The following is a 22,308-nucleotide window of genomic DNA, read 5'->3' as shown; positions in this document are numbered from 1 at the left end:
TTTCGGCTAAGGTTGCGCACCCCTCAGGAGCCCCCCATGCCGCGTCCCGCCTGGACCCTCTACGCCTATCAACTGATCGAGCCCGACGATCAGCTGGACCTGTTCGCCTGTCGTGAGGTCCGGGTGCATGTGGTGGCGCGTCAGCTGGAGCTGGATACCCCGGCGGACCGCACGCTTTGCGGCAAGCTGCTGCCGGCCCAGCCGCGCTGGCAGCCGCTGGAGCGGGCGCGTCTGCGCGACCGGCTGCTGTGTCCTGATTGCCGGAAACAACTGGAGGCGGAAAAGCGCGGGGAGCGCCTGTCCTGGTTGGTCTGAGCCCTCCCGGTGAAACCTGGCGGGGTGTTACACTGTCTTTCCTACTCCTTCATCGCACTCGCCAAGGATTCTCCGGAATGTTGTCGCGCGTACCCGTTGTCTCACTGTCTTTCGCCGCGCTGCTTTCGGCCGGCTCCGCATCGGCCCTGGAACTGCAGCTCCCGCCTCCGGGCGAGGACGTCGTCGGCCAGGTCCAGGTGATCAAGGCCAAGTACGAGGACACGTTCGCCGACCTCGGCGAGCAGTACAACCTGGGCTACAGCGAAATGGTCGCCGCCAACCCCGGCGTCGATCCCTGGTTGCCGGGCGTCGGCACCGAGGTGATCATCCCGACCCGCTTCGTGCTGCCGCCTGGCCCGCGCGAAGGCGTGGTGATCAACCTGGCCGAGTACCGCCTGTACTACTACCCGAAAGGGCAGAACGTGGTGCACACCTATCCGCTGGGCATCGGCCGCGAGGGCTGGGGTTCGCCGATCGCGAACACCCGCATCACCGCCAAGACCAAGGACCCGGCCTGGTATCCGCCGGCCTCGATCCGCGCCGAGCACGCCGCCGATGGCGATCCGCTGCCGACCGTGGTGCCGCCGGGCCCGGACAATCCGCTGGGACCGTACAAGCTGACCCTGGGTGTGCCGGGCTACCTGATCCATGGTTCGAACAAGAAGTTCGGCATCGGCACCCGCACCAGCCATGGCTGCTTCCGCATGTACAACGCCGACGTGACCCACCTGTTCTCGATGATCAGCGTCGGCACCAGCGTGCGTATCATCAACGAGCCCTACAAGTTCGGCGTGAGTAACGGCAAGGTCTACCTGGAGGCGCATACGCCGCTGAACGACCATGGCGACCCGTCGGTGGTGGATAAGCACACCGCGGTGATCAATACCCTGCTCAAGCGCGACGACCTGGCCAAGCGTATCCAGTTGAACTGGGACGTGGTCCGCGAAGTGGTGGCCTCGGAGGATGGCGTGCCGGTGGAAATCGCCCAGGAATCGGCGCCGGCGATGACCGCGACGGTGGATAGCGATCCTACCCAGCTTACGCCCTGACGGAGAGCGTCGAGGCAGAGGCCCGCGTACCCGCAAGGGACGCGGGTTTTTTCATGCCCGGCGAAACGCAGGCATAAAAAAACCGGCCCCGAGGGACCGGTTTTCAACAGGTCGTGAGACCTATTACTTGCGGCTGGCTTTTTCCAGCATGCGCAGGGCACGCTCGTTAGCCTCGTCAGCGGTCTGCTGAGCTTTCTGAGCAGCGCCCAGAGCTTCGTCAGCCTTGCGATAGGCTTCGTCAGCGCGAGCCTGAGCACGAGCAGCTGCGTCTTCGGTAGCGGTCAGACGAGCTTCGGTTTCTTTGGAGTGGCTGCTGCAACCGGTGGCCAGAACAGCAGCCAGAGCCAGAGCAGAGAATTTCAGAACGTTGTTCATCGTGTTCCCCTTAAGGTGGACATTTCCATAACAGCAATCTCCCCAGCCGGGGAAATTAGCCGGCTACATACTACCCATTACTTGTAGTAAGTAAACTGACCAAGCGCAAGCCGAGCAACTTTTTTTTTAGTCCCCCCGACTTTAGCAGTAGTTGGAGTGTCGTTTGTTCAAAAAATATCCAGCGTGCGGCGCAAGTAAGCAATTTCCCGGACCTTGGGTAGAGTTGCTGCAAGAGGCGGGGGATGAGGGCTGCCGGGTTGTCGAGAATGTTCCGCCGGAGTGGCTGGCGCTTATCGACTTGGCGGGGAGTGGCAAGTAACAACTAAGTTGCCAGCATGTTGCCGGAAATGCCGTAAGTATTGGTGCGGAAATGAAAAAGGCCCGGCTAACTTGATTAGCCGGGCCTTCTTGCGATCTGGCGGTGAGGGAGGGATTCGAACCCTCGATACGGTTTCCCGTATACACACTTTCCAGGCGTGCTCCTTCAACCACTCGGACACCTCACCAGGTTCTCGACAGCGCCGTGTCTGTCGAGGCGCGCAATTTACTCGAACATTTCCCGCTTGGCAAATATTTTTTTAACTTTTTCATCGGCTTAGGTCGTCGGAGGAAAGTCCGCGGGGTGCCTTGGTAGACTGCCGGGCACGAAGAGGAGAGGCGGATGGCGAGCTGGGAGATTTTCTGTAGCGTGGTCGACAACTATGGCGACATCGGCGTCACCTGGCGCCTGGCTCGCCAACTGGCCGCCGAGCACGGTCAGGCCGTGCGCCTGTGGGTGGACGAGCCGCAGGCCTTCGCCCGGATCTGTCCGCGGGCGGACCCGGCGGCGCACGTGCAGAGCCTGGATGGGGTCGAGGTGCGTGCCTGGGGCCGGCCGTGGGCACCGGTGGCGGCCGCCGACGTGGTGATCGAGGCCTTCGCCTGCGAACTGCCGGAGGCGCACCGGCAGGCCATGCGCGAGCGCGAGCGGCCGTCCCTGTGGCTGAACCTGGAGTACCTGAGTGCCGAGGAGTGGATCGGCAGTTGCCACGCATTGCCGTCGCTGCAGGCGTGCGGGCTTTCCAAGTACTTCTTCTTTCCCGGGTTCCGCGAGCCCAGTGGCGGCCTGTTGCGCGAGGCCGGCCTGCTGGAACGTCGGCGCCGTTTCCAGGCCTCCGTCTCGGCGCAGGATGAGTTTCTCGCCTCCCTCGGCGTGCGGCGGAAGGTTGGCGAGCGACTGATTTCGCTGTTTGCCTACGAAAACCCGGCGCTGCCTGGCTGGCTGGAACAACTGCGCGACGCCCGCCAGCCGAGCCTTCTGCTGGTGCCGGAGGGGCGGGTGCTGACGGATGTCGCCGATTGGCTGCGGGTGGCTACCCTGGCCGTCGGGGACGTCCACGTGCGCGACGCGTTGCGGGTCCAGGTGCTGCCGTTCATGGCGCAGGACGACTACGATCGCCTGTTGTGGTGCTGCGACCTGAACGCGGTGCGCGGCGAGGACTCCTTCGTTCGCGCGCAGTGGGCGGGACGGCCGTTGCTCTGGCACATCTATAGACAGGAAGAGGAGGCGCACCTGGCGAAGCTCGAGGCATTCCTCGAACTCTATTGCGCCGGCCTGCCCGCCGACCTGGCGAAAAACCTGCGCACCTTCTGGCTGGCGTGGAACGCCGGCGGTGGACTTGTCGGGGCCTGGGAGGGGCTGGAGAGGCAACTGCCCGAGTGGCGTAGGGAAGCGCAGCGCTGGGCCGACGAACAGGGCATGCGTCCGGATCTTGCGGCAAGGCTGGTGCAATTTTACGCAGATTGGCTATGATACGCGGCCTGATTTTTTGTCTTTCATCCATCGGATATTCGTATGAAAACCGCTCAAGAGTTCCGCGCCGGCCAGGTTGCCAACATCAATGGCGCTCCCTGGGTCATCCAGAAGGCCGAGTTCAACAAGTCCGGCCGTAACGCTGCCGTCGTCAAGATGAAGCTGAAGAACCTGCTGACCGGCGCCGGTACCGAGACCGTGTTCAAGGCCGACGACAAGCTGGAGCCGATCATCCTCGATCGCAAGGAAGTGACCTACTCCTACTTCGCCGACCCGCTGTACGTCTTCATGGACAGCGAGTTCAACCAGTACGAGATCGAGAAAGACGATCTGGAAGGCGTGCTGACCTTCATCGAAGACGGCATGACCGACATCTGCGAAGCCGTGTTCTACAACGACAAGGTGATCTCGGTAGAGCTGCCGACCACCATCGTTCGCCAGATCGCCTACACCGAGCCGGCCGTCCGCGGCGACACCTCGGGCAAGGTGATGAAGACCGCGCGCCTGAACAACGGCGCCGAGCTGCAGGTTTCCGCGTTCTGCGAAATCGGCGACTCGATCGAGATCGATACCCGCACCGGCGAGTACAAGTCCCGCGTCAAGGCCTGATCCTTTCGCGCGACGAGAAAAGCCCGGCATTCGCCGGGCTTTTTCGTTTCCGCTGTCCGCCGCCGCGGCGCGGAGAGTCAGAAGCTTCAGACCGACACGTTCAGGCGTACGTCGATATTGCCGCGGGTAGCGTTGGAGTAGGGGCAGACCTGGTGGGCGGCGGCTACCAGCGCTTCGGCGGCTTCGCGCTCCAGGCCCGGTAGGCTGATGTGCAGTTCGACCTCCAGGCCGAAGCCGCCGGGAATCTGGCCGATGCCGACCTTGCCGGTTATCGAGGCGTCGGCGGGAAGGGTCTGCTTGCGCTGGCCGGCAACGAACTTCAGGGCCCCGATGAAGCAGGCGGAGTAGCCGGCGGCGAACAGTTGTTCCGGGTTGGTGGCCGCACCGCCCTGGCCGCCCAGTTCGCGCGGAGTGCTGAGTTTTACGTCGAGCACGCCGTCCGAGGATACCGCACGGCCGTCACGGCCTCCGGTGGCGGTTGCGCTTGCGGTGTAGAGAGCCTTGATGGTTTGCATGAGGGTCACCTGTCTAGGTTGTGCGTTAATTTATTGCGCGCTAAGTAAGTGCGTGAAATGAAATTTATCGTCATGTTATTTTGCGCGCAAGATAAATCGTTGGAAGATTTGGCGATAAAAATCAGACAGGTAGGTATAAGCCCCTCAGTCCGGTGCTTGCAGGTTGCCGCGCAGGGCCAGCAGCTCATCCTTGAGGGCGACCAGCTGTGGCAAGTCGAGGCCGGTGCTCTCCAGGATGCAGGCGGGAATGCTCTCGGCCTGTCGCTGCAGGGCGCGGCCCTTGTCGGTCAGGCGCAGCAGGACTACGCGTTCGTCTTCGCTGCTGCGAGTGCGGGTAATCAGACCTTCGCCCTCCAGGCGCTTGAGCAGAGGCGTGAGCGATCCCGGGTCGGTAAGCATGCGTGCGCTGATTTCGCCCACGGTCAGGCCGTCGCGTTCCCACAGCACCAGCATGGCGATGTACTGCGGATAGGTGAGGCCGAGCGCTTGCAGCAGGGGCTTGTAGACCTTGGTCATCTGCAGCGAGGTGGAATACAGGGCGAAGCACAGCTGGTTGTCCAGCTTGAGCTGCTCGCAAGGGGTGGTGGGCAGTCGGGACATGGCTGTCTTCCAAGTAAGTAGGGCGCTGTGCATGAATTTAGCGTAGTGGCTATTGGCTTTCCAGGTTTCCCGCCGGGTGGTGTCTTCAGCGCTCGCCGAGGCGCTGCTGCAGGGCTTGGTCCCAGGGTGGCGGAAAGCCGAAGCGCTCGCGGAGGAAAGCCAGCAGCAGGCGGGTTCGCGAACTGGCTTCGCGTTCCAGGCGCAGGGCATAGATGCAGGTGGGCTCGGCGGCGGGCAAGCCGTCGTCGCAGAACAGCGCCTGCAGTTCGCCGCGCAGCAGGTACTCGCTGCACAACCAGGTTGGCAGGTGGGCGATGCCGAGGCCGGCCAGCGCCGCGTCGACCATCGCTTCGGCGTTATTGGTGGCCAGCCGCGCCCGTTTCGGCCGCAGGTGCTGGAGCTTGCCGTCGTGCTGGAAGCGCCAGGCATAGGGTGGCGACAGGTTGTCCCAATCGATGCCGGCATGCTCCGGCAGTTCGCCGGGGGATGCGGGAACGCCATGTTCGCGCAGGTACTCCGGGCTGGCGCAGACCACCCGCACCATCGGCGCCAGCGAAGTGGCCACCAGGCGGCTGTCGGGCAGCGGGCCGGCGCGCAACACCAGGTCGACCTCGCCGAGATGTTCGCCCTGCAGGTCGATGAAGCTGCCGATCAGGCGCAATTGCACGTCGAGGCCGGGGTTGGCCTTGAGGAAGTCGGCGACCGCCGGGGCCAGGTGGCGGCGGCCGAAGGGCACCGGCGCATCGATACGGATCAGGCCCTGCGGCGCGGTGCTCAGGGACACCGCTTCGGCACGGGCCAGGCGCAGTTCGGTGACGATCCGCCGGGCGCGGTCGGCGAAGGCCAGGCCGGCCGGCGTGGCGCGCACCGTATGGGTGGTGCGCACCAGCAGGGTGCTGCCGACGGCGCGTTCCAGGGCGTCCATCCGGCGCGCCACGGCGGACGGGGTGAGCGGGTGCTTGCGCGCAGCGGCGGAGAAGCTGCCGCCATCGAGGACATCGAGGTAGAGAACGAACTGTTCGCTGAGGGTATCGGGCAACATGCTCATGCCTTTGCGTGATTGGCATAGCCATTGTGCTTTCTTGTGCGTTTCCCATCCAGCCACGCTTGCCTAGCATGGAGGCGTCGAAAGAGGGGCTGACATGCTGGATGTATTTCTCGATTTCCTGCTGGGGATGGTGCTCGGTTGCCTGGGCGGTCTGTTCGGGATAGGCGGCGGCCTGCTGGCGATCCCGGCGCTGGGGGTGATCTTCGGCCTCGACCAGCAATTGGCGCAGGGTACCGCGCTGGTGATGGTGGTACCGAACGTGGTGCTGGCGTTGTGGCGCTACCACCAGCGCAACCGCATCGATCCGCGCCAGGCCGGAGTCCTTGCCCTGACCGGCCTGCTTTGCGCGTTCCTGGCGTCCAGCGTGGCCGCGCGGATCGATGCGGCGCGGATGCGCGAAGCGTTCGTGATCTTCCTCCTGGCGCTGGCCGGCTACATGTTCTGGCGCCTGTTCCGGCGCCCGCCGCAGGGCGGCGCGACGCCGCGCTACGGTTTGCCCTGGATGGGCGTGCTGGGCCTTGGCGCAGGTTCGCTCGGCGGGCTTTTCGGGGTCGGTGGCGGGGTGCTGGCGACACCGGTGCTGACTTCGGTGTTCGGCCTCGCCCAGGTCGTCGCCCAGGGCCTCGCGCTGGCCCTGGCCGCGCCGAGCACGGCGGTGGCGCTGGGGACCTACGCCATGCACGGTCATGTCGACTGGCGGATGGGGATCCCCCTGGCGCTGGGCGGCCTGCTGAGCATTTCCTGGGGCGTGAGGCTGGCCCACGCCTTGCCCGAGCGCAGCCTGCGCATGGCCTTCTGTGCCTTCCTCGCGTTGTGCGCGGTGCTCCTGCTGGTGCGCGGTTGAGTCAGAGACGGAAGCCCTCGCCGATGTATTCGGCGAGCTTCTCGGTGACCGGCGACTGGCTGTGCGGGTTGCGCATCAGCATGATGCTGGCCGAGGGCAGGGCGGGCAGGCCCTCGCTCTCGTCGAGGATGCGCAGGTTGCCGGTGAGCAGGCTGCGCAGTTGCACGGTCACGGCGAGGCCGGCGCTGACCACCGCGAACAGCGCCGACAGGCTGGGGCTGCTGTAGGCGATGCGGTAGTCCAGCTCCGCCGCCTCCAGGGCGTTGCAGGCCCAGGCCCGGCAAAAGCAGGTGGTGTTGAACATGGCCAGCGGGATCGGCCGCTGGTCGTGGGGGCAGAAGCCCTCGGCGGCCATCCAGACGAAGGGCTCCTGGCGCAGCAACTGGCCGATCTCGGTGCCCGGCTCACGGGTGACGATGGACAGGTCGAGGTCGTTGCGCGCCAGCAGGTTGAGCGAGGTGTCGCAATGCACCTCGACCTGCACCAGCGGATAGGCTTCGGCGAAGCGCGACAGGATCGCCGGGAGGAAACGCATCACGTAGTCGTCCGGGGTGCCGATGCGCACCGAGCCGACCATGTGCGGGCGGCGCAGGGTGTTGAACACCTCGCCGTGCAGCTTGAGGATCCGCCGGGCATAGCCGAGCAGCACCTGGCCTTCGGCGGTGAGGCGGGTCTGCCTTCCGTCGCGCTCGAACAGCGAGCGCTGCAGGACGTCCTCCTCTAGCCGCTTCATCTGCATGCTGACCGCCGACTGGGTGCGATTCACCGCCTCCGCGGCACGGGTGAAACCACCGTGCTCGGCGATGGCGACGAAGGTGCGGAGCAATTCCGTATCGATGCCGGGCTGGTAGCTCATTCATCAATCTCCAAGATGCATTGCATAAGAATGATTCGTTGGATTGATCCTATGCCTGGCGGGAGACTGTGCCTATCCCGAACGGAGGGCAAGACGATGAAAGGTCAACAGGATTATTTCGGCAGTCACTGCCACGCTGCATCCCATCCCGCCTCGACCGCTGCGCCGTCGTTGTGGCGTCGCTGGCGGCGCTGGTTGCAGTTGGCCCGCGAGCGCCGGGAACTGCTGAGGATGAGCGACGAAGCGCTGAAGGACCTCGGCCTGAGTCGGGCGGATATCTTCCAAGAGGGCGAGCGGCATTTCTGGGACGACCCGCTGCGTCGGCATTGAGCGAACCGCAGCGGCGCGCCGGGCTGGCGCGGCGGCGGGGGCACGATAGACTCGCAGTCTCCTTCATCGACTGGGGCGCTCCATGAGTCTTTCGCTTTCCCTCGCCGAAGCCCGCCGCCTGGCCCTGGCCGCGCAGGGCTTCCACGGCCGGCGGACGCGCCGCAGCGTGCAGCGGCGGCATCTGCGCGAAATGCTCGCGCGCCTCGGCCTGCTACAGATCGATTCGGTGAATGCGCTGGTGCGCTCGCACTACCTGCCGCTGTTTTCCCGCCTCGGTCCCTACTCCATGACGCTGCTCGACGAGGCAGCCTGGAGTGTCGGCCGTCACCGCCAGTTGTTCGAATACTGGGGGCACGAGGCCTCGCTGCTGCCGCTGGAGCACTACCCGCTGATGCGCTGGCGGATGCGTCAGGCCGCCGACGGCCAGGGCATCTACCAGCAACTGGCACGTTTCGGCCGGGAACAGCAGCCACTGATCCGCCAGGTGTTGCAGGCGGTGCGCGAGCAAGGCGCGCTGGGTGCCGGCAGCCTGAGCACGCGGCAGGAGCGGGCCGGTCCCTGGTGGGACTGGAGCGCGGAAAAGCATGCGCTGGAATGGCTGTTCGCCGCCGGTGAGCTGACGGTGGCCGGACGGCGCGGCTTCGAGCGGCTCTATGACCTGCCGGAGCGAGTGTTTCCCGCGGAATTGCTGGCGCGTCCCGAGCTTTCGGAGGCACAGGCCCAGCGCGAGCTGTTGCGGATGGCGGCGAGCGCCCTGGGCGTGGCCACCGAAAAGGACCTGCGCGACTACTATCGGCTGAGCCCGGCGCAGAGCCGCGCGCGCCTCGCCGAACTGGTGGAGGCTGGCGAGCTGCTGCCGGTCCGGGTCGAGGGCTGGAGCCAGCCGGCCTACTGCCCCGGCGAACCGCAGGTGCCGAGGCGGCTGGGCGCCAGTGCCTTGCTCTCGCCCTTCGACTCGTTGGTCTGGGAGCGGGCGCGGGCCGAGCGCCTGTTCGATTTCCGCTATCGCCTGGAGATCTACACGCCGAAGGAAAAACGCGTGTACGGCTACTACGTGCTGCCATTCCTGTACAACGGCCGTCTGGTCGGCCGCGTCGACCTCCGCGCCGAGCGGGCGCGGGAGCGCCTGGCGGTGCATGCGCTGCATGCCGAGGCGAACGGCATGGACGATGCCGCCCTGCACGAGCTGGCCGAGCAGCTGCGCAGCATGGCCGCCTGGCTGGGCCTGGCGACGGTGGCGATCGAGGGGCGCGGGGAGTTGGCGGTGCGCTTGCGCGGGGTGCTGCTCTAGCGAACGCTCCCGCCGGGCGGCGGGAGCGGCCGCGGCGCGCTCAGCGGCGTACCTGCTTCAGGGTCTCGGCGATCAGGAAGGCCAGCTCCAGCGACTGGTCGGCGTTCAGCCGCGGGTCGCAGTGGGTGTGGTAGCGGTCGCTGAGGCCGTCTTCGGTGATCGGTCGCGAACCGCCGATGCATTCGGTGACGTTCTGCCCGGTCATCTCGATGTGGATGCCGCCGGCGTAGCTGCCTTCGGCCTGGTGCACCTCGAAGAACTGGCGGACTTCGGCGAGCACGCGGGCGAAGTCGCGGGTCTTGTAGCCGCTGGAGGCCTTGATGGTATTGCCGTGCATCGGATCGGAACTCCACAGCACCTGGCGGCCCTCGCGCTGGATGGCCTGGATCAGGCGCGGCAGGTGGTCGCCGACCTTGTCGGCACCCATCCGTACGATCAGGTTGAGGCGGCCCGGATCGTTGTCCGGGTTGAGAATATCGATCAGGCGGATCAGCTCCTCGCTGTCCATGCTCGGCCCGACCTTGACCCCGATCGGATTGCCTACGCCGCGCAGCATCTCGACATGGGCGCCGTCGAGCTGGCGGGTGCGGTCGCCGATCCAGAGCATGTGCGCCGAGCAGTCGTACCACTCGCCGGTCAGGCTGTCGCGGCGGGTCAGGGCTTCCTCGTAGTTCAGCAGGAGCGCGTCGTGGGCGGTGAAGAAGCTGGTTTCGCGGAGCTGCGGCGCGCTGTCCAGGCCGCAGGCGCGCATGAAGGCGAGGGTCTCGTCGATGCGGTCGGCGAGTTGCTGGTAGCGCTCGGCCAGCGCCGAGTTGGCGATGAAGTCGAGGTTCCAGCGGTGCACCTGGTGCAGGTCGGCGAAGCCGCCCTGGGCGAAGGCGCGCAACAGGTTGAGGCTGGCGGTGGACTGGTGGTAGGCCTGCAACAGGCGCTCCGGGTCCGGCACGCGGCTCTTCTCGTCGAAGCCGATGCCGTTGACGATGTCGCCGCGATAGGCAGGCAGGGTCACGCCGTTCTGCGTTTCGTCGCCGGAGGAGCGCGGCTTGGCGAACTGGCCGGCCATGCGCCCGACCTTCACTACCGGGCAGCCGGCGGCGAAGGTCATTACCACCGCCATCTGCAACAGTACCTTGAAGGTATCGCGGATCTTCGCCGCGGAAAATTCGGCGAAGCTTTCCGCGCAATCCCCGCCCTGGAGCAAGAAGGCGCGTCCGGCGGTGACTTCGGCGAACTGCCGGCGCAGCTCGCGAGCCTCGCCGGCGAAGACCAGCGGCGGGTATCCGGCGAGGGTCTGCTCGACCCTGGCCAGGTGCGCGGCATCGGGGTACTCGGGTTGTTGCTGGATCGACTTGGCCCTCCAGCTCTCGGGGCTCCAGGACTGGCTCATCTACGACTCTTGGCAATGCTCGGGAAAGCGGATTGCGGCATGGTAGAGCAGCTCGCCGCAGCGCCGCCAGCGATCGTTGCAATAGCGGAAATCCATCGTCGGGCCGGCTTTGCTATGCTGCGGTGCTTTTGCCGGAGCGCCTGGCGATAGCCGGCGAAGCGGCGGGGGGAGGTGAGTGGTGAGCGAAGAACGTCTGCTGGTCGAGGAGCGCGACGAATACGGGGTCATCCGGGTCATCGAGTCCGGCGACTATCGCTTCCTCGAGTTCGGCGACGGTGTCGAGCAGAGCTGCGTGTTCATGCCCGATCCAGCCTGGCTGGAATACGACTACACCCGCGCCATGCTGCTCGGCGGGCTCTGCCATTCGCAACCGCGTCGCGCGTTGTTCCTCGGTTTCGGTGCCGGCAGCCTGACCCAGGCCTGCCTGCGCCACCTGCCGCTGGAGGAGGCCGAGGCCATCGAGCTGCGCCCGGCGATTCCGCGCCTGGCCCGCGAGCATCTGGGGCTGCGCGACGACCCGCGCCTGCGATTGCGCATCGGCGATGCACTGGAGAGCCTGGACGAATGCGCGGAGGCCGACCTGATCTTCCTCGACCTCTATACCGATACCGGCCCGTCGGCCGCGCACCTGGCCTGGAATTTCCTCGGCGCCTGCCAGGAGCGCCTCGCCGAGGATGGCTGGCTGGTGATCAACCAGTGGAGCGGTACCGATGGCAAGCCGCTGGGCGCGCCGCTGCTGCGCGGGCGCTATCACCATCATTACTGGGAGTGTCCGGTGGCCGAGGGCAACGTGGTGATGCTGGTGCCGGCGAACCTGGCCCTCGAACTCGACCAGGAAGCCCTGCGGACGCGTGCCGCGGCGCTGGAGCCGCAACTCGGCTATTCGTTGCAGGGCTATATCGACAGCCTGCGCCCGGCCCAGTAGCCAGGGCGCGCGGACAAGGGTCCAGTCTAGCGTCCTTCGAAGCGTCCCGGGCGGCGTTCCTGGAGCGCGCGCAGGCCTTCCTTGGCGTCCTCGCTGTCGAGCAGGCGCCTGGCGGCTTCCGGCAACGCAGCGGCGGCGACCGCTTCGCCTTCCAGCAGGGCCTGGCGCGCCGAGCCGAGGGTGGCGCGCACGCCGAGCGGCGCCTGGGCCGCGACCCGTTCGGCGAGAGCGACGGCGTGGTCGAGGAGGTCTTCCGGGGCGGTGACTTCCTGCACCAGGCCGAGACGATAGGCTTCGTGGGCGTCGAATTCGTCGCCGGTGAGCAGCCAGCGCATGGCGTTGCCCCAGCCGGCGACCTGGTGCATGCGCAGTGTCGCGCCACCGAACGGGAGGATTCCGCGCTGCACTTCGAGCTGGGCGAAGCGCGCGTTGCTGGCGCAGAGGTTGATGTCGGCCGCCAGCATCAGTTCGATGCCGATGGTGTAGCAGTAGCCTTGCACGGCCACCACCAGCGGCTTGCTTGGACGCCGGCCGCCGAAGGTGCCCCAGGGATCGACGGCGCCTTCGGGGAGTTTCCAGCCCTGGCGGAAGGTCTCGCCGACATTGGCCAGGTCCAGCCCGGCGGTGAAATGCTCGCCGTGGGCGAAGAGCAGGGCACAGCGCAACTTGTCGTCGGCCTCGTATTCACCGAGCGCGGCGACCAGATCGTCGAGCATCGGCAGGTCGAAGGCGTTGCGCTTGGCCACGCGGTCGAGGCCGAGCAGCAGCAGGTGGCCGCGCCGTTCGCGGCTGATGCGTCCTGGGAGGGTGTCGTTCATGCGGCGGTTTCCTGGCGGGGGGCGGGCAACGTCGGTATAGACGTCTGGAATCGGGATGTCCATTGTCAGTCTCTCCGATGACGCATGTCGGAAAAAACGCACACAAACGTCAAAATTCCGGTATGATGCGCGCCGGTCAAAACTGACCCCGTTCAGGACCTGCATTTTTCGGAGCGCTGTGCTCTGGCTGTGTATCCGCTCTGCGGATTTCCTTTACGTAATCTTCTAATTCAAAAGCAATCTCGCAAATCCCCGCCCCAGCTGCCTGGGTGGCCGTTTCGGCCGTACAGGGCATGAGCAGCCATGGGTCATGGGTCTTTGCGGATGTATACGAGGCAAACCCATGACTCAGGAAACCGTCGGCTTCGCCGCGCTCGGTATTCACCCCAATGTGCTCGCGGCAATCGTCGCCGTAGGCTACGAAGAGCCTTCGCCTATCCAGGCTCAATCGATTCCGCTGATCCTCGAAGGCCACGACATGATCGGCCAGGCGCAGACCGGTACCGGCAAGACCGCCGCGTTCGCCCTGCCGCTGCTGTCGCGCATCGACCCGAGCCGTCGCGAGCCGCAGATGCTGGTGCTGGTGCCGACCCGCGAGCTGGCCCTGCAGGTCGCCACCGCCTGCGAAACCTATTCCAAGCAATTGCCGGGCGTCGGCGTGGTCGCCGTCTACGGCGGCGCGCCCATGGGGCCGCAGCTGAAGGCCCTGCGCCAGGGCGCACAGATCCTCGTCGCTACCCCCGGCCGCCTGTGCGACCACCTGCGCCGCGACGAGAAGCTGCTGGCCACCGTCCAGCGCCTGGTGCTCGACGAAGCCGACGAGATGCTCAAGCTCGGCTTCATGGACGACCTGGAAGTGATCTTCGAGGCGCTTCCCGAATCGCGCCAGACCGTGCTCTTCTCGGCGACCCTGCCGGCGTCCATCCGTGGCATCGCCGAGCGCCACCTGAAGCAGCCCAAGCACGTCAAGATCGCCGCCAAGACCCAGACCGTGGCGCGCATCGAGCAGGTCCACCTGATGGTCCATGCCGACCAGAAGGCCGGTTCGATCCAGCGTCTGCTGGAAGTCGAGCAGTTCGACGCGCTGATCGCCTTCGTCCGCACCAAGCAGGCCACCCTCGACTACGCCGAATTGCTCGAGCGCCAGGGCTACCGCGCCGCCGCGCTCAACGGCGACATGCCGCAGGCCCAGCGCGAGCGGGTCATCGAGTCGCTGAAGGACGGTTCGCTGGACATCGTCATCGCCACCGACGTTGCTGCCCGGGGCCTGGACGTACCGCGCATCACCCACGTGCTGAACATCGACATGCCCTACGACCCCGAGTCCTACGTGCACCGCATCGGCCGTACCGGCCGTGCCGGTCGGGAAGGGCGCGCGCTGTTGCTGGTGACTCCGCGCGAGCGGCGCATGCTGCAGGTGATCGAGCGGGTCACCGGGCAGAAGGTCGGCGAAGTCCGCCTGCCGGATGCCGAGACCGTACTGGAGGCCCGCCTGGCGCGCCTGGCCGCGAGCCTGACGCCCTTGCTCGACAGCGCCGTCGAGCAGCGCGGCGCGGTGCGCGACGAGCTGTGCCGTCGCCTCGGCTGCGATGCCGAGACCCTGGCCGCCGCACTGCTGGCGCGCCTGACCGCCGGCAAGGCGCTGGACCTGGAGTCGGTGCGCCGCGAACAGCCGCTGACCCCATCGGCACCGCGCGAGCGTGCCGACCGTGGCGAACGCGGCGAGCGTCCGGAGCGCAGCGGCGAGCGTCGTCCGATGGCGCCGCCGAGCGAAGGCCGTGCCCGCTGCCGCACCGCCCTCGGCGCGCGCGACGGGGTCGCAGCGAAGAACCTGCTGGGCGCGATCCTCAACGAGGGCGGCCTGTCCCGCGAGGACATCGGTCGCATCCAGATTCGCGATACCTTCAGCCTGATCGAACTGCCCGAGGCCAACCTCGAGCGCCTGCTGACCAAGCTCAAGGACACCCGCGTCGCCGGCAAGGCCCTGCGCCTGCGCCGCTATCGCGAGGACTGAGGTCCAGCGCGATGAACAAAAGCCCCGCTTCGGCGGGGCTTTTTCATGGGCTTGATGTTTGCTGGCCGGGCTGTTTTTCGCGCCTGCCCCGGCTTCTCGTTTCGTCACCCCGGGCGAGTCCCTCTGGCAAGCGTCTAAAGGAAACAAAAGACTTGCCCAGCCGCCAGGGCAGGCACCACGTCGTGCATGCCAGACCTGCACATACCGAAGCCCTGATCTGCCGCCTATCCATGACATCGCGGATAACGCCTATGGCGTTATCCGCGCTACAGGACTATATCGCTCGCGATTTCCTGGCTGCCAGCCGAGTCCACCCAGCTTGCGGCGGGAAGCCAATGCTCTCCGCCAGTCCCACGAGAAGTTCTGTCAATCGAAGCGATAGATATCCATCCCCAACGAGCCCAGGGTAAAGCCGCTGTGCTCGACGCGCATCCCGCCGCCGCCCGCGCCGCGGGCGAAGAACAGCGGCAGCAGGTGCTCGTCGCTGGGGTGGTTGCGCGCCGCCCAGGGCGCCTGCCGGCGGTAGTCGTGAAGCGCGGCCTCGTCGTCGGCCTGGAGCTTTTCCACCATCCAGTCACGGAACTCCCGCGCCCAGGGCGCGATGGCTTCCGGTCCGGTGTGCCAGTCCAGTTCGCCCAGGTTGTGGGTGATGCTGCCGGAACCGATCAGCAGCACGCCTTCCCCGCGCAGTTGGCGCAGGGCCTGGCCGACGCGGCTCTGCAGGGCCGGACCGAGGCGGCTCGGCAGGGACAGCTGGAGCACCGGGATGTCCGCCTGCGGGTACATCAGGCTCAGCGGCACCCAGGTGCCGTGGTCGAATGGTCGCTGTGGGTCGGCCTGGGCCGGCAGGCCGGCGGCCTGGAGCAGTTCGATCGTCCGCTGCGCCAGCGCCGGCGCGCCCTTGGCCGGGTAGCGCACGGCGTAGAGGGGCGGCGGAAAGCCGTAGAAGTCGTGCCAGATATCCGGCGCCGCGGCGCCGGTTACTCGCAGGTCGTCGCTTTCCCAGTGCGCGGAAACCACCAGGATCGCCTTCGGCCGCGGCAGCTCTGTAGCCAGGCGGCGCAGTTGTACGCCGCTGGCGCCCGGTTCGAGGGCGAGCATCGGTGAGCCGTGGGAAATATAGAGAGTCGGTAGCATGATTCACCTCATGACTCGGATGAGCCATGTTCCTCCCTCGATCAATCGAAAACCAGTATATGTTTTTGAGGATACCTATCGATCCAGACGTTAGGTCGCGGTCTCGCGCGCTACGCCGGTTGGGCTTTCCGCCCAGTAGCGCCGATCGTCGAGGATCGCCCGGTCACGCTCGAACGCCAGGGGCAGGCGTTCCCTGAGGAAGTCCACCCAGGTGCGGATCTTGGCGTCCAGGTAGCGCCGCGAGGAGTACAGCACGAACACCTCGCGGACGTGCAGTCGATGGCCCGGCAGTAGTCGCAACAGGCTGCCTTCCTGCAGCGCGCGGGCGGCGACGAAGCCGGGCAGCAGGCAGACGCCGAGCCCGGCCGCGGCGGCGGCGCAGGCGGCCTCGGGGAGGTTGACCTTGAGCGCCTCATCGAGATCGAGCAGCGTTTCGCCGCGTTCGCCGGCGAAGGCCCATCCCTGCGGGCAGGACGGCGCGGCCACGTTCAGGCAGCGATGCCGCAGCAGGTCCTCCGGCGTGCGCGGCACGCCATGCCGTGCCAGGTATTCCGGCGCGGCACAGACCACGCTGAACACCTGGCCGAGATCGCGGGCGACCAGGGTCGAGTCCGGCAAGGTTCGGCCGAGGGTGATCAGCACGTCCAGGCCTTCCTCGAGCAGGGCCGGGGTGCCCTGGGCCAGCGTGAGGTCGACGGAGACGTCCGGATGGCCGTCCAGGTAGTCCACCAGTAGCGGCATCAGGTGCTCGAGGCCCAGTTCGGTCACCGCGTGGAGGCGCAGGCGACCACTGGCGTGGGACTGGCTGTCTTCGACGTCCGCCGCGGCGGCGGCGACCGTACGCAGGATCTGCTTGCAATGCTCGTAGTAGCGCAGACCGCTTTCCGTCACCACGACGCTGCGCGTATTGCGTTGCAGCAGGCGCGCCGAGAGCGCCTGTTCGAGCCCGGCGACCTGGCGCGAAACGGTCGCCGGAGAGGTGCCCAGCGCCTGGGCGGCCTGGGTGAAGCTGCCGTGCTCCACCACGCGGACGAAGGTCCGGATACCGTGCAGCAGGTCCATTTCCAACTCCTTCGCCGGTCCGCGCCCGGCGTCGTCTCAGCCCGACGCCGGGTCGGACGTTGGGCTCCAGCCGCCGCCCAGCGCCTTGTAGAGGTTGACCAGGGTCAGAGACACCGCTTCGTCGCTGGCGACCTGCTGTTCCTGGTTGTCCAGCAGTTGCCGCTGGCTGTCGAGCACGCTGAGGAAGTCCACCGCGCCGGCGCGGTATTGCTCGCGGGCGCTCTGCAGGGCGCGGCGGTTCTGCGCCACGGCTTCGCCGAGGCGCTCCTGGCGGCGCTGGTTGGCGGCGTAGTCGTGCATCGCGTCGTCGACTTCCTGCCAGGCACGCAGCACAGTGCGCTGGTAGTCGATGGCGGCTTCCTGCTGCTGTGCCTCGCGTAGCTCCAGGCGTCCGCGCAGGCGTCCGCCTTCGAAGATCGGCAGGCTGAACGCCGGGCCGATGGCGAACTGGCGATGGTCCCAGTCGCCCAGGCTGGACAGTTGCAGGGATTCGAAACCGAAGTTGCCGTTGAGCGTGATGCGCGGATAGAAGTCCGCCTTGGCCACGCCGATGCTGGCGGTAGCGGCGTGCAGGCGCGCTTCGGCACGACGGATGTCGGGGCGGCGCTGGGCCAGTTCGGACGGCAGGCCGACCGGCACGCTGCCCGGCGGACGTGGAATCTCCCGCGCCGGGCCGAGTTCGGCGAGCAGGCTGCCGGGGCTGGCTCCGACCAGGTAGCCAAGGGCGTTGACCAGGTGCGCCTGGTTCTTTTCCACCTCGGGCAGGCGTGCCTCCATGCTGGCCACCTGGGCCAGCGCCTGGGCTACCTCGAGGTCGGTGGCGACGCCGTTGGCCAGGCGCGTGCGGGTGAGTTCCAGGCTGCGCCGTGCGGTCTCGAGGTTGTCACGGATGATCGCCGCACGGCTCTGTTCGCCGCGCAACTGGATATAGTCGCGCGCGGCTTCCGCCAGCACCGAGACCTGCACGTCGCGCAGTTCGTTCTCGCTGGCTTCCACCGTCGCGTCGGCGGCTTCCAGCTCGCGTCGCACGCGGCCCCAGAAGTCCAGCTCCCAAGAGGCGTCGAAGCCGGCCAGGGCGTGGTTGTAGTTGCCTTTGCCGGCCTTGCCGGAAGGATCGAACAGGCCGGCGCTGGTGGTCCGCTGGCGCTGGTAGTTGCCGCTGGCGTCCACCGAGGGCAGGGCGTCACCGCCGAGGCTGCGACGGATCGCGCGGCTCTGCTGCAGGCGCGCCGCGGCGCTGCGCAGGTCGAGGTTGGCACGCTGGACCCGTTGCAGCAGGGCGTTCAATTGCGCGTCGTCGAACAGCGTCCACCATTGTGCTGCGAGTGGCGCGGCGGCGAGGTGGCTGGGGTTGCCGGCAGCGGCCTGGAGCGACCAGTCGCCGGGCGCAGGGCGGTCCGGGCGGGTGAAGTCGGGACCGAGGCTGCAGGCGCCGAGCGCAAGGCTGGCAATAAGCAGGAGCGGAGTGCCTTTCATTGCTGGGCGACCTCGGCGGAGTGGGTGCCGGTCGCGGTGTCGATCCGTGCTTCCACCGACATGCCCACACGCAACTTGCCCGCCATGGTCTGGCGCGGCTCGAGAACGATCTTCACCGGGATCCGCTGGACCACCTTGGTGAAGTTGCCGGTGGCGTTGTCCGGGGCGATCGGCGCGAAGCTCAGGCCGGTGGCCGGTGCGATGCTGTCGACATGGCCGCGCAGAACCTCGCCGGGGAAGGTATCGACGCGGATCTCCACGGCCTGTCCGGGAGAGACGTGGGTCAGTTGGGTTTCCTGGAAATTGCCGACCACGTAGGCCTGCTGCAGGGGCACCACCGCCAGCAGCGCGCTGCCCGGCGTGACATAGGCGCCGACGCGCAGTTGGCGGCGGCCGACCTGGCCGTCGAAGGGTGCGCGGAGTTCGCAGTAGGAGAGGTCCAGGCGGGCCTGGTCGCGTCGCGCCTGCATGCGTTGCAGGTCGCCACGGGCCTGGCCGACGCGGGCTTCGAGGACGCTCACCTGCTTGCGCGTGGCATCCACCGCGGCCTGGCCCTCGGCCAGCCGGGCGCTGGCGGTATCGATCCGCGATTGCGCCTGCTGGGCGTTCTGCAGGCTGCCGGCGCCCTTGCTGGCGAGGGTCTGGTAGCGGCTTTGCTCGTGACGGGCGAAGACCAGCTCGGCCTGCTCGGCGCGGACCTTGGCCCGCGCCTGTTCGATCAGCGCCTGCTGGCGTTGCAGGTTGGCCTCGGCATTGGCGAGGTTGGCCTCGGCACCGAGCACGTCGGCTTCGGCGGCGGCCAGGGCGGTGCGGAAGTCGCGGTCGTCGAGGCGGGCGAGCAACTGGCCGGCCTTGACCGGCTGGTTGTCCTCGACCAGAACGTCCTGGACGAAGCCGGCGACTTTCGGCGCGACCAGGGTGAAATCGGCGTGCACATAGGCGTCGTCGGTGCTCTGCACGACCCGTGGGGCGAGCAGGTGGAACAGCAGGTAGACCAGTAGGATCAGGACCAGCAGGGCGGCGAGCAGCAGGCTGCCCTTGCGCGAAGTGATGAACGACATACAGCGACCTTTCAGTGTGTGGGAGCGACCGGGCGGGGCGGGTAGGCCCGTTGCGGCAGGATCGGAATCAGGATCAGCAGGGCGCAGGCCAGGCCGGTCATCGCCAGCAGCACGTCGGCGTTGCCCAGCACCTGGGCCTGTTGGCGGGCCTGTTCGGCCAGGTGCTGCCAGTGCGCGCCGGAGTCGGCGCCCGGTTGCAGGCCGGCGATCTGTTGCAGGCGCAGTTCGACGGCCTGGGACGCATTGCCCAGGTGATCCACCAGGCGGTTGGAGTGGTAGTGCTCGCGGGCGGTGCCGAGAGCGCCGATCACCGCGGTGGCGACTACCCCGGAGAAGCCGCGGACGGTGTTGAACCAGGCTGAGGCGAAGGGCCCCTCGATGGGCGCGATGACGCTGGTGGAGAGCATCAGCAGCGGAATCACCGCCATCGGCTGGCCGACCACCAGTAACAGCATCGGCAGGTAGAAGTCCTCGCGCACCCAGTCCGCCGTCAGTTGGCTGAAGCTCAGGCAGGCACCGGCGCACAGGCACAGGCCGCAGGCCAGCACCCAGCGGCAGTCGATCCGCGGGATGTTGCAGAGGGCCGCCACCAGCGGCAGCGCGACGAGCTGCGGAAGAGCCACCAGCAACACCATGGGTACGCTCTGCAGGGGGCGGTAGCCGCGGATTTCGGCGAGGAATTCGGTCGGCACGCCCATGCTCGCGCCGAGCACCACCAGCACGCCGGCCAGGGTGATCAGGGCGAAGGTCAGGTTGCGCCGCTTCAGCAACTGCAGGCGGAAGAACGGCAGCGGGTGGCTCCATTCGTTGACCAGGAACAGCCCCAGCAGGAGGCTGCCGCTGCCCAGCAGCAGGCAGATCAGCGGCGACTCGAACCAGTCCAGGCGTTCGCCTTGCAGCAGACCGATCACCAGGGCGCAGATCGCCGGGAAACCGGTGAGCAGGCCGATGCCGTCGAACTGGCGGAAGCGTTCCAGGCGCACCGGGTCCTGGGGCAGACCATGGGACACCGCGGCCATCGCCACCAGGCACAGCGGAATGACCTGCCAGAACACCCACTGCCAGCCGACGTATTCGAACCAGAACGCCGCCAGCGGCAGGCCCAGGTTGGGCCCGAAGGTCGCGGTGAGGGCATAGGCGCCCAGGCCGTAGAGCTTTATCCCCGGCGGCAGGAAGCGTAGCGCCACGGTCATCAGCATCGGCGGCAGGCAGCCGGCCATCAACCCTTGCAGGGTGCGCAGGACCAGCAGGCTCTCGAGGTTCGGCGCGAACGGACAGAGCAGGGCCAGCAGGGCGAAGCCGCCGATGGCGAAGAGCGTGAAGCGGCGCAGGGAAAAGGTCACCGAACACCAGGGCGCGAATGCCATGGCGGCGACCTGGGTGGCTTCGTAGAGCACGGTCAGCCAGGTGCCTTCGTCATGGCCGATGGCGAGTGCGCCGCGCACATCGGTCATGGCGATCTCGGTGACATGACCATTGAGACCGGCGGTGAGCGAGGCGAGCAGCACGCCGAGCAGGCCGACCACGATGCGCGTGCCGAAAGGCTGGGCGGCGGGGGCTGCGGTTGGCGTCGGCTGGCCGAGCGGGGTGGCGAGCGAAGTCATCGCGACCTCGCTACGGCGAGGGTGGGGAAACAAGGCATGGGCGGAAACTCTTCTGATTTCCGCCGCAGTCTAGGAGCGTCCCGGTAGTGTGAAAATTGAAATGATCGAAATGAATCAGTGCATTCCACGCATCTATATCAGTTGGAGCCCAGCAGCGGATGGGGATCGTTCTGCACTTCCTCGCAAAGCCGCTTGACCGTTTGCCGGAACCAGCGGTGCGCGGGATCGTTGTCGAAGCGTGGATGCCAGGCCTGGACCACCATCACGGTCTTCAATGGCACCGGGATGTCGAACTGGCGCAGGCCCAGGCCCAGTCGGTTGGCCCGCCACAGGGAGTGCTCGGCGATCGGCAACAGCAGGTCGGAACCGGGCAGGGCGAAGATCGCCGAGTGGAAGGTTGCGCAGACCAGCTTGACCTGGCGGGTCACCCCCAGCTCTCCCAGGGCTTGGTCCAGCGGGCCGTGGTGGAGTCCGCGGCGCGAGACGCTGATGTGGGGGAAGGCGGCGAAGCGCTGCGGGGTGATGTCGCCGTCGAAGATCGGATGCCCCTGGCGGGCCAGGCCGACGAAGCGGGTGGTGAGCAGTTGCTGGGTCTTGACCTCGGGCTCCATCCAGGACGAGGCGCCGATGTAGAGGTCGATGCGGTTCTGCCGCAGAGCTTCGTCGTCTATGTCCGATTCCGGGGCGAAGCGCAGGGTACAGCGTGGCGCTTCCTTGCTGAAGATTTCCAGTATGCGGGTGGCCAGACCGCCGACCAGGGTGTTGTTGGAACGCAGGGTGAAGCAGCGCTCCAGCTTGTCCAGTTGGATGGTCTCGCGGGTGTTGAACAGGTCGCGGGCCTGGTCCACCAGTTGCCGGACCTGCTCTTGCAGTTCCAGGGCGCGGGGCGTGGGCACCAGCTTGCGGCCGGCGCGGACCATGATCGGGTCGCCTACCGCCTCGCGGATCCGCGACAGGGTACGGCTCATCGCCGGTGGGCTGAGGTGCATGCGGCGCGCGGCTCCGACCACGCTGCCCTCTTCGAGAAGAACGTTGAGGGCGACCAGGAGATTCATATCGGGAAGATGCATGGAGTGGAAGTATAAGCACCCTTTAGTGCGCAAGGTGCAGTCTTTTGCCCTCCCAGGCGTGCGTTCGCTGCATTGCTGGATTGCGTCCGCGATGCCTTTACGCGCGCCGGTGGCTACCGAAGAATGCCGG

Annotated in this window: 22 protein-coding genes and 1 tRNA gene; 9 read left to right on the top strand and 14 right to left on the bottom strand. The window is 67.0% G+C overall.

What is annotated here, in order from left to right; all coding sequences use genetic code 11:
• Positions 1 to 36 precede the first annotated feature (36 nt).
• Together VQ065_RS20285 and VQ065_RS20280 are read left to right on the top strand one after the other, a co-directional pair.
• Entirely contained in the window at positions 37 to 315 is a 279-nt protein-coding gene (locus VQ065_RS20285) for a hypothetical protein (protein WP_003090947.1), read from the top strand.
• A gap of 77 nt (positions 316 to 392) precedes the next feature.
• Complete coding sequence (locus tag VQ065_RS20280) at positions 393 to 1,364, top strand: L,D-transpeptidase family protein (protein ID WP_003090946.1); 972 nt, start codon at positions 393 to 395, stop codon at positions 1,362 to 1,364.
• 123 nt (positions 1,365 to 1,487) lie between these two features.
• Here VQ065_RS20280 and oprI read toward each other — a convergent pair whose 3' ends face one another.
• Both oprI and VQ065_RS20270 read right to left on the bottom strand, forming a co-directional pair.
• Complete coding sequence (gene oprI / locus VQ065_RS20275) at positions 1,488 to 1,739, bottom strand: outer membrane lipoprotei OprI (RefSeq protein ID WP_003090944.1); 252 nt, start codon at positions 1,737 to 1,739, stop codon at positions 1,488 to 1,490.
• Positions 1,740 to 2,155: 416 nt separating this feature from the next.
• Positions 2,156 to 2,245, bottom strand: a tRNA-Ser gene (locus VQ065_RS20270).
• Between the two features lie 155 nt (positions 2,246 to 2,400).
• Between VQ065_RS20270 and earP the strand changes: the two genes are divergently transcribed.
• Both earP and efp read left to right on the top strand, forming a co-directional pair.
• Entirely contained in the window at positions 2,401 to 3,531 is a 1,131-nt protein-coding gene (earP, locus tag VQ065_RS20265; RefSeq protein WP_003090943.1) for an elongation factor P maturation arginine rhamnosyltransferase EarP, read from the top strand.
• A 42-nt stretch (positions 3,532 to 3,573) separates the two neighbouring features.
• On the top strand, positions 3,574 to 4,140 hold the full coding sequence (gene efp / locus VQ065_RS20260; protein ID WP_003090942.1) for an elongation factor P: 567 nt from the start codon (positions 3,574 to 3,576) through the stop codon (positions 4,138 to 4,140).
• Positions 4,141 to 4,226: 86 nt separating this feature from the next.
• On the opposite strand, the gene ohrR (VQ065_RS20255) is transcribed toward efp, so the two are convergent.
• From ohrR (VQ065_RS20255) to VQ065_RS20245, 3 genes are all read right to left on the bottom strand, one after another.
• Positions 4,227 to 4,655, bottom strand: coding sequence for an organic hydroperoxide resistance protein OhrR (ohrR, locus tag VQ065_RS20255; RefSeq protein ID WP_003090941.1), 429 nt, complete (start codon positions 4,653 to 4,655; stop codon positions 4,227 to 4,229).
• 144 nt (positions 4,656 to 4,799) lie between these two features.
• A complete protein-coding gene (gene ohrR / locus VQ065_RS20250; RefSeq protein ID WP_003090940.1) occupies positions 4,800 to 5,255 on the bottom strand; it encodes a hydroperoxide stress response transcriptional regulator OhrR in 456 nt (151 codons plus the stop codon).
• Positions 5,256 to 5,340: 85 nt separating this feature from the next.
• The gene (locus VQ065_RS20245; RefSeq protein WP_003090939.1) at positions 5,341 to 6,297 is read right to left on the bottom strand and encodes a LysR family transcriptional regulator; all 957 of its coding nucleotides are present in this window, start codon (positions 6,295 to 6,297) and stop codon (positions 5,341 to 5,343) included.
• A gap of 100 nt (positions 6,298 to 6,397) precedes the next feature.
• On the opposite strand from VQ065_RS20245, the gene VQ065_RS20240 reads away from it, so the two are divergent.
• Positions 6,398 to 7,147 (top strand): sulfite exporter TauE/SafE family protein, encoded by a 750-nt coding sequence (locus VQ065_RS20240; RefSeq protein ID WP_003114755.1) that lies wholly within the window; start codon positions 6,398 to 6,400, stop codon positions 7,145 to 7,147.
• A 1-nt stretch (position 7,148) separates the two neighbouring features.
• Here the strand turns inward: VQ065_RS20240 and VQ065_RS20235 are convergent, their stop codons facing one another.
• Positions 7,149 to 8,003 (bottom strand): LysR substrate-binding domain-containing protein, encoded by an 855-nt coding sequence (locus tag VQ065_RS20235; protein ID WP_003090936.1) that lies wholly within the window; start codon positions 8,001 to 8,003, stop codon positions 7,149 to 7,151.
• A gap of 96 nt (positions 8,004 to 8,099) precedes the next feature.
• Between VQ065_RS20235 and VQ065_RS20230 the strand changes: the two genes are divergently transcribed.
• Together VQ065_RS20230 and VQ065_RS20225 are read left to right on the top strand one after the other, a co-directional pair.
• A complete protein-coding gene (locus VQ065_RS20230; RefSeq protein WP_003090935.1) occupies positions 8,100 to 8,333 on the top strand; it encodes a DUF1127 domain-containing protein in 234 nt (77 codons plus the stop codon).
• Positions 8,334 to 8,415: 82 nt separating this feature from the next.
• Positions 8,416 to 9,624: a winged helix-turn-helix domain-containing protein gene (locus VQ065_RS20225; RefSeq protein WP_003090934.1), complete on the top strand. Its 1,209-nt coding sequence runs from the start codon at positions 8,416 to 8,418 to the stop codon at positions 9,622 to 9,624.
• Between the two features lie 40 nt (positions 9,625 to 9,664).
• On the opposite strand, the gene VQ065_RS20220 is transcribed toward VQ065_RS20225, so the two are convergent.
• Positions 9,665 to 11,011: a class II 3-deoxy-7-phosphoheptulonate synthase gene (locus tag VQ065_RS20220; RefSeq protein ID WP_340080464.1), complete on the bottom strand. Its 1,347-nt coding sequence runs from the start codon at positions 11,009 to 11,011 to the stop codon at positions 9,665 to 9,667.
• A 175-nt stretch (positions 11,012 to 11,186) separates the two neighbouring features.
• Between VQ065_RS20220 and VQ065_RS20215 the strand changes: the two genes are divergently transcribed.
• On the top strand, positions 11,187 to 11,936 hold the full coding sequence (locus tag VQ065_RS20215; protein ID WP_023657190.1) for a spermidine synthase: 750 nt from the start codon (positions 11,187 to 11,189) through the stop codon (positions 11,934 to 11,936).
• 26 nt (positions 11,937 to 11,962) lie between these two features.
• Here the strand turns inward: VQ065_RS20215 and VQ065_RS20210 are convergent, their stop codons facing one another.
• Positions 11,963 to 12,754, bottom strand: coding sequence for a crotonase/enoyl-CoA hydratase family protein (locus VQ065_RS20210; protein WP_003090929.1), 792 nt, complete (start codon positions 12,752 to 12,754; stop codon positions 11,963 to 11,965).
• A 310-nt stretch (positions 12,755 to 13,064) separates the two neighbouring features.
• Here VQ065_RS20210 and VQ065_RS20205 point away from each other — a divergent pair, with 310 nt between their 5' ends.
• Complete coding sequence (locus tag VQ065_RS20205) at positions 13,065 to 14,768, top strand: DEAD/DEAH box helicase (RefSeq protein WP_003119873.1); 1,704 nt, start codon at positions 13,065 to 13,067, stop codon at positions 14,766 to 14,768.
• Between the two features lie 366 nt (positions 14,769 to 15,134).
• Here VQ065_RS20205 and VQ065_RS20200 read toward each other — a convergent pair whose 3' ends face one another.
• From VQ065_RS20200 to VQ065_RS20175, 6 genes are all read right to left on the bottom strand, one after another.
• Positions 15,135 to 15,905: a DODA-type extradiol aromatic ring-opening family dioxygenase gene (locus VQ065_RS20200; protein WP_003090925.1), complete on the bottom strand. Its 771-nt coding sequence runs from the start codon at positions 15,903 to 15,905 to the stop codon at positions 15,135 to 15,137.
• 90 nt (positions 15,906 to 15,995) lie between these two features.
• Complete coding sequence (locus tag VQ065_RS20195) at positions 15,996 to 16,967, bottom strand: LysR family transcriptional regulator (RefSeq protein ID WP_003090924.1); 972 nt, start codon at positions 16,965 to 16,967, stop codon at positions 15,996 to 15,998.
• 36 nt (positions 16,968 to 17,003) lie between these two features.
• Positions 17,004 to 18,443 (bottom strand): efflux transporter outer membrane subunit, encoded by a 1,440-nt coding sequence (locus VQ065_RS20190; protein WP_003090923.1) that lies wholly within the window; start codon positions 18,441 to 18,443, stop codon positions 17,004 to 17,006.
• Positions 18,440 to 19,504, bottom strand: coding sequence for an HlyD family secretion protein (locus VQ065_RS20185; protein ID WP_003090922.1), 1,065 nt, complete (start codon positions 19,502 to 19,504; stop codon positions 18,440 to 18,442). The genes VQ065_RS20190 and VQ065_RS20185 overlap by 4 nt, the downstream gene beginning before the upstream one ends.
• Positions 19,505 to 19,515: 11 nt before the next feature.
• Entirely contained in the window at positions 19,516 to 21,108 is a 1,593-nt protein-coding gene (locus VQ065_RS20180) for an MFS transporter (protein WP_003090921.1), read from the bottom strand.
• Between the two features lie 137 nt (positions 21,109 to 21,245).
• The gene (locus VQ065_RS20175; protein ID WP_003090919.1) at positions 21,246 to 22,178 is read right to left on the bottom strand and encodes a LysR family transcriptional regulator; all 933 of its coding nucleotides are present in this window, start codon (positions 22,176 to 22,178) and stop codon (positions 21,246 to 21,248) included.
• Between the last annotated feature and the right edge of the window lie 130 nt (positions 22,179 to 22,308).

Origin of the sequence: Pseudomonas sp. KBN10P06128, from assembly GCF_037574945.1 — a bacterium.
GTDB classification, from domain to species: Bacteria; Pseudomonadota; Gammaproteobacteria; order Pseudomonadales; family Pseudomonadaceae; genus Pseudomonas; species Pseudomonas aeruginosa.
This window is presented reverse-complemented; position numbering and strand designations above follow the sequence as displayed.

Excerpts from the sequence above, each read along its gene's own strand:
- VQ065_RS20230 (WP_003090935.1), top strand. The coding sequence starts at position 8,100 with ATGAAAGGTCAACAGGATTATTTCGGCAGTCACTGCCACGCTGCATCC.
- VQ065_RS20280 (WP_003090946.1), top strand. The coding sequence starts at position 393 with ATGTTGTCGCGCGTACCCGTTGTCTCACTGTCTTTCGCCGCGCTGCTT.
- VQ065_RS20205 (WP_003119873.1), top strand. The coding sequence starts at position 13,065 with ATGGGTCTTTGCGGATGTATACGAGGCAAACCCATGACTCAGGAAACC.
- oprI (WP_003090944.1), bottom strand. The coding sequence starts at position 1,739 with ATGAACAACGTTCTGAAATTCTCTGCTCTGGCTCTGGCTGCTGTTCTG.
- efp (WP_003090942.1), top strand. The coding sequence starts at position 3,574 with ATGAAAACCGCTCAAGAGTTCCGCGCCGGCCAGGTTGCCAACATCAAT.
- VQ065_RS20220 (WP_340080464.1), bottom strand. The coding sequence starts at position 11,011 with ATGAGCCAGTCCTGGAGCCCCGAGAGCTGGAGGGCCAAGTCGATCCAG.
- VQ065_RS20200 (WP_003090925.1), bottom strand. The coding sequence starts at position 15,905 with ATGCTACCGACTCTCTATATTTCCCACGGCTCACCGATGCTCGCCCTC.
- VQ065_RS20240 (WP_003114755.1), top strand. The coding sequence starts at position 6,398 with ATGCTGGATGTATTTCTCGATTTCCTGCTGGGGATGGTGCTCGGTTGC.
- earP (WP_003090943.1), top strand. The coding sequence starts at position 2,401 with ATGGCGAGCTGGGAGATTTTCTGTAGCGTGGTCGACAACTATGGCGAC.
- VQ065_RS20285 (WP_003090947.1), top strand. The coding sequence starts at position 37 with ATGCCGCGTCCCGCCTGGACCCTCTACGCCTATCAACTGATCGAGCCC.
- VQ065_RS20225 (WP_003090934.1), top strand. The coding sequence starts at position 8,416 with ATGAGTCTTTCGCTTTCCCTCGCCGAAGCCCGCCGCCTGGCCCTGGCC.
- VQ065_RS20190 (WP_003090923.1), bottom strand. The coding sequence starts at position 18,443 with ATGAAAGGCACTCCGCTCCTGCTTATTGCCAGCCTTGCGCTCGGCGCC.
- VQ065_RS20245 (WP_003090939.1), bottom strand. The coding sequence starts at position 6,297 with ATGTTGCCCGATACCCTCAGCGAACAGTTCGTTCTCTACCTCGATGTC.
- VQ065_RS20180 (WP_003090921.1), bottom strand. The coding sequence starts at position 21,108 with ATGACTTCGCTCGCCACCCCGCTCGGCCAGCCGACGCCAACCGCAGCC.
- VQ065_RS20235 (WP_003090936.1), bottom strand. The coding sequence starts at position 8,003 with ATGAGCTACCAGCCCGGCATCGATACGGAATTGCTCCGCACCTTCGTC.
- VQ065_RS20185 (WP_003090922.1), bottom strand. The coding sequence starts at position 19,504 with ATGTCGTTCATCACTTCGCGCAAGGGCAGCCTGCTGCTCGCCGCCCTG.
- ohrR (WP_003090940.1), bottom strand. The coding sequence starts at position 5,255 with ATGTCCCGACTGCCCACCACCCCTTGCGAGCAGCTCAAGCTGGACAAC.
- ohrR (WP_003090941.1), bottom strand. The coding sequence starts at position 4,655 with ATGCAAACCATCAAGGCTCTCTACACCGCAAGCGCAACCGCCACCGGA.
- VQ065_RS20175 (WP_003090919.1), bottom strand. The coding sequence starts at position 22,178 with ATGCATCTTCCCGATATGAATCTCCTGGTCGCCCTCAACGTTCTTCTC.
- VQ065_RS20195 (WP_003090924.1), bottom strand. The coding sequence starts at position 16,967 with ATGGACCTGCTGCACGGTATCCGGACCTTCGTCCGCGTGGTGGAGCAC.
- VQ065_RS20210 (WP_003090929.1), bottom strand. The coding sequence starts at position 12,754 with ATGAACGACACCCTCCCAGGACGCATCAGCCGCGAACGGCGCGGCCAC.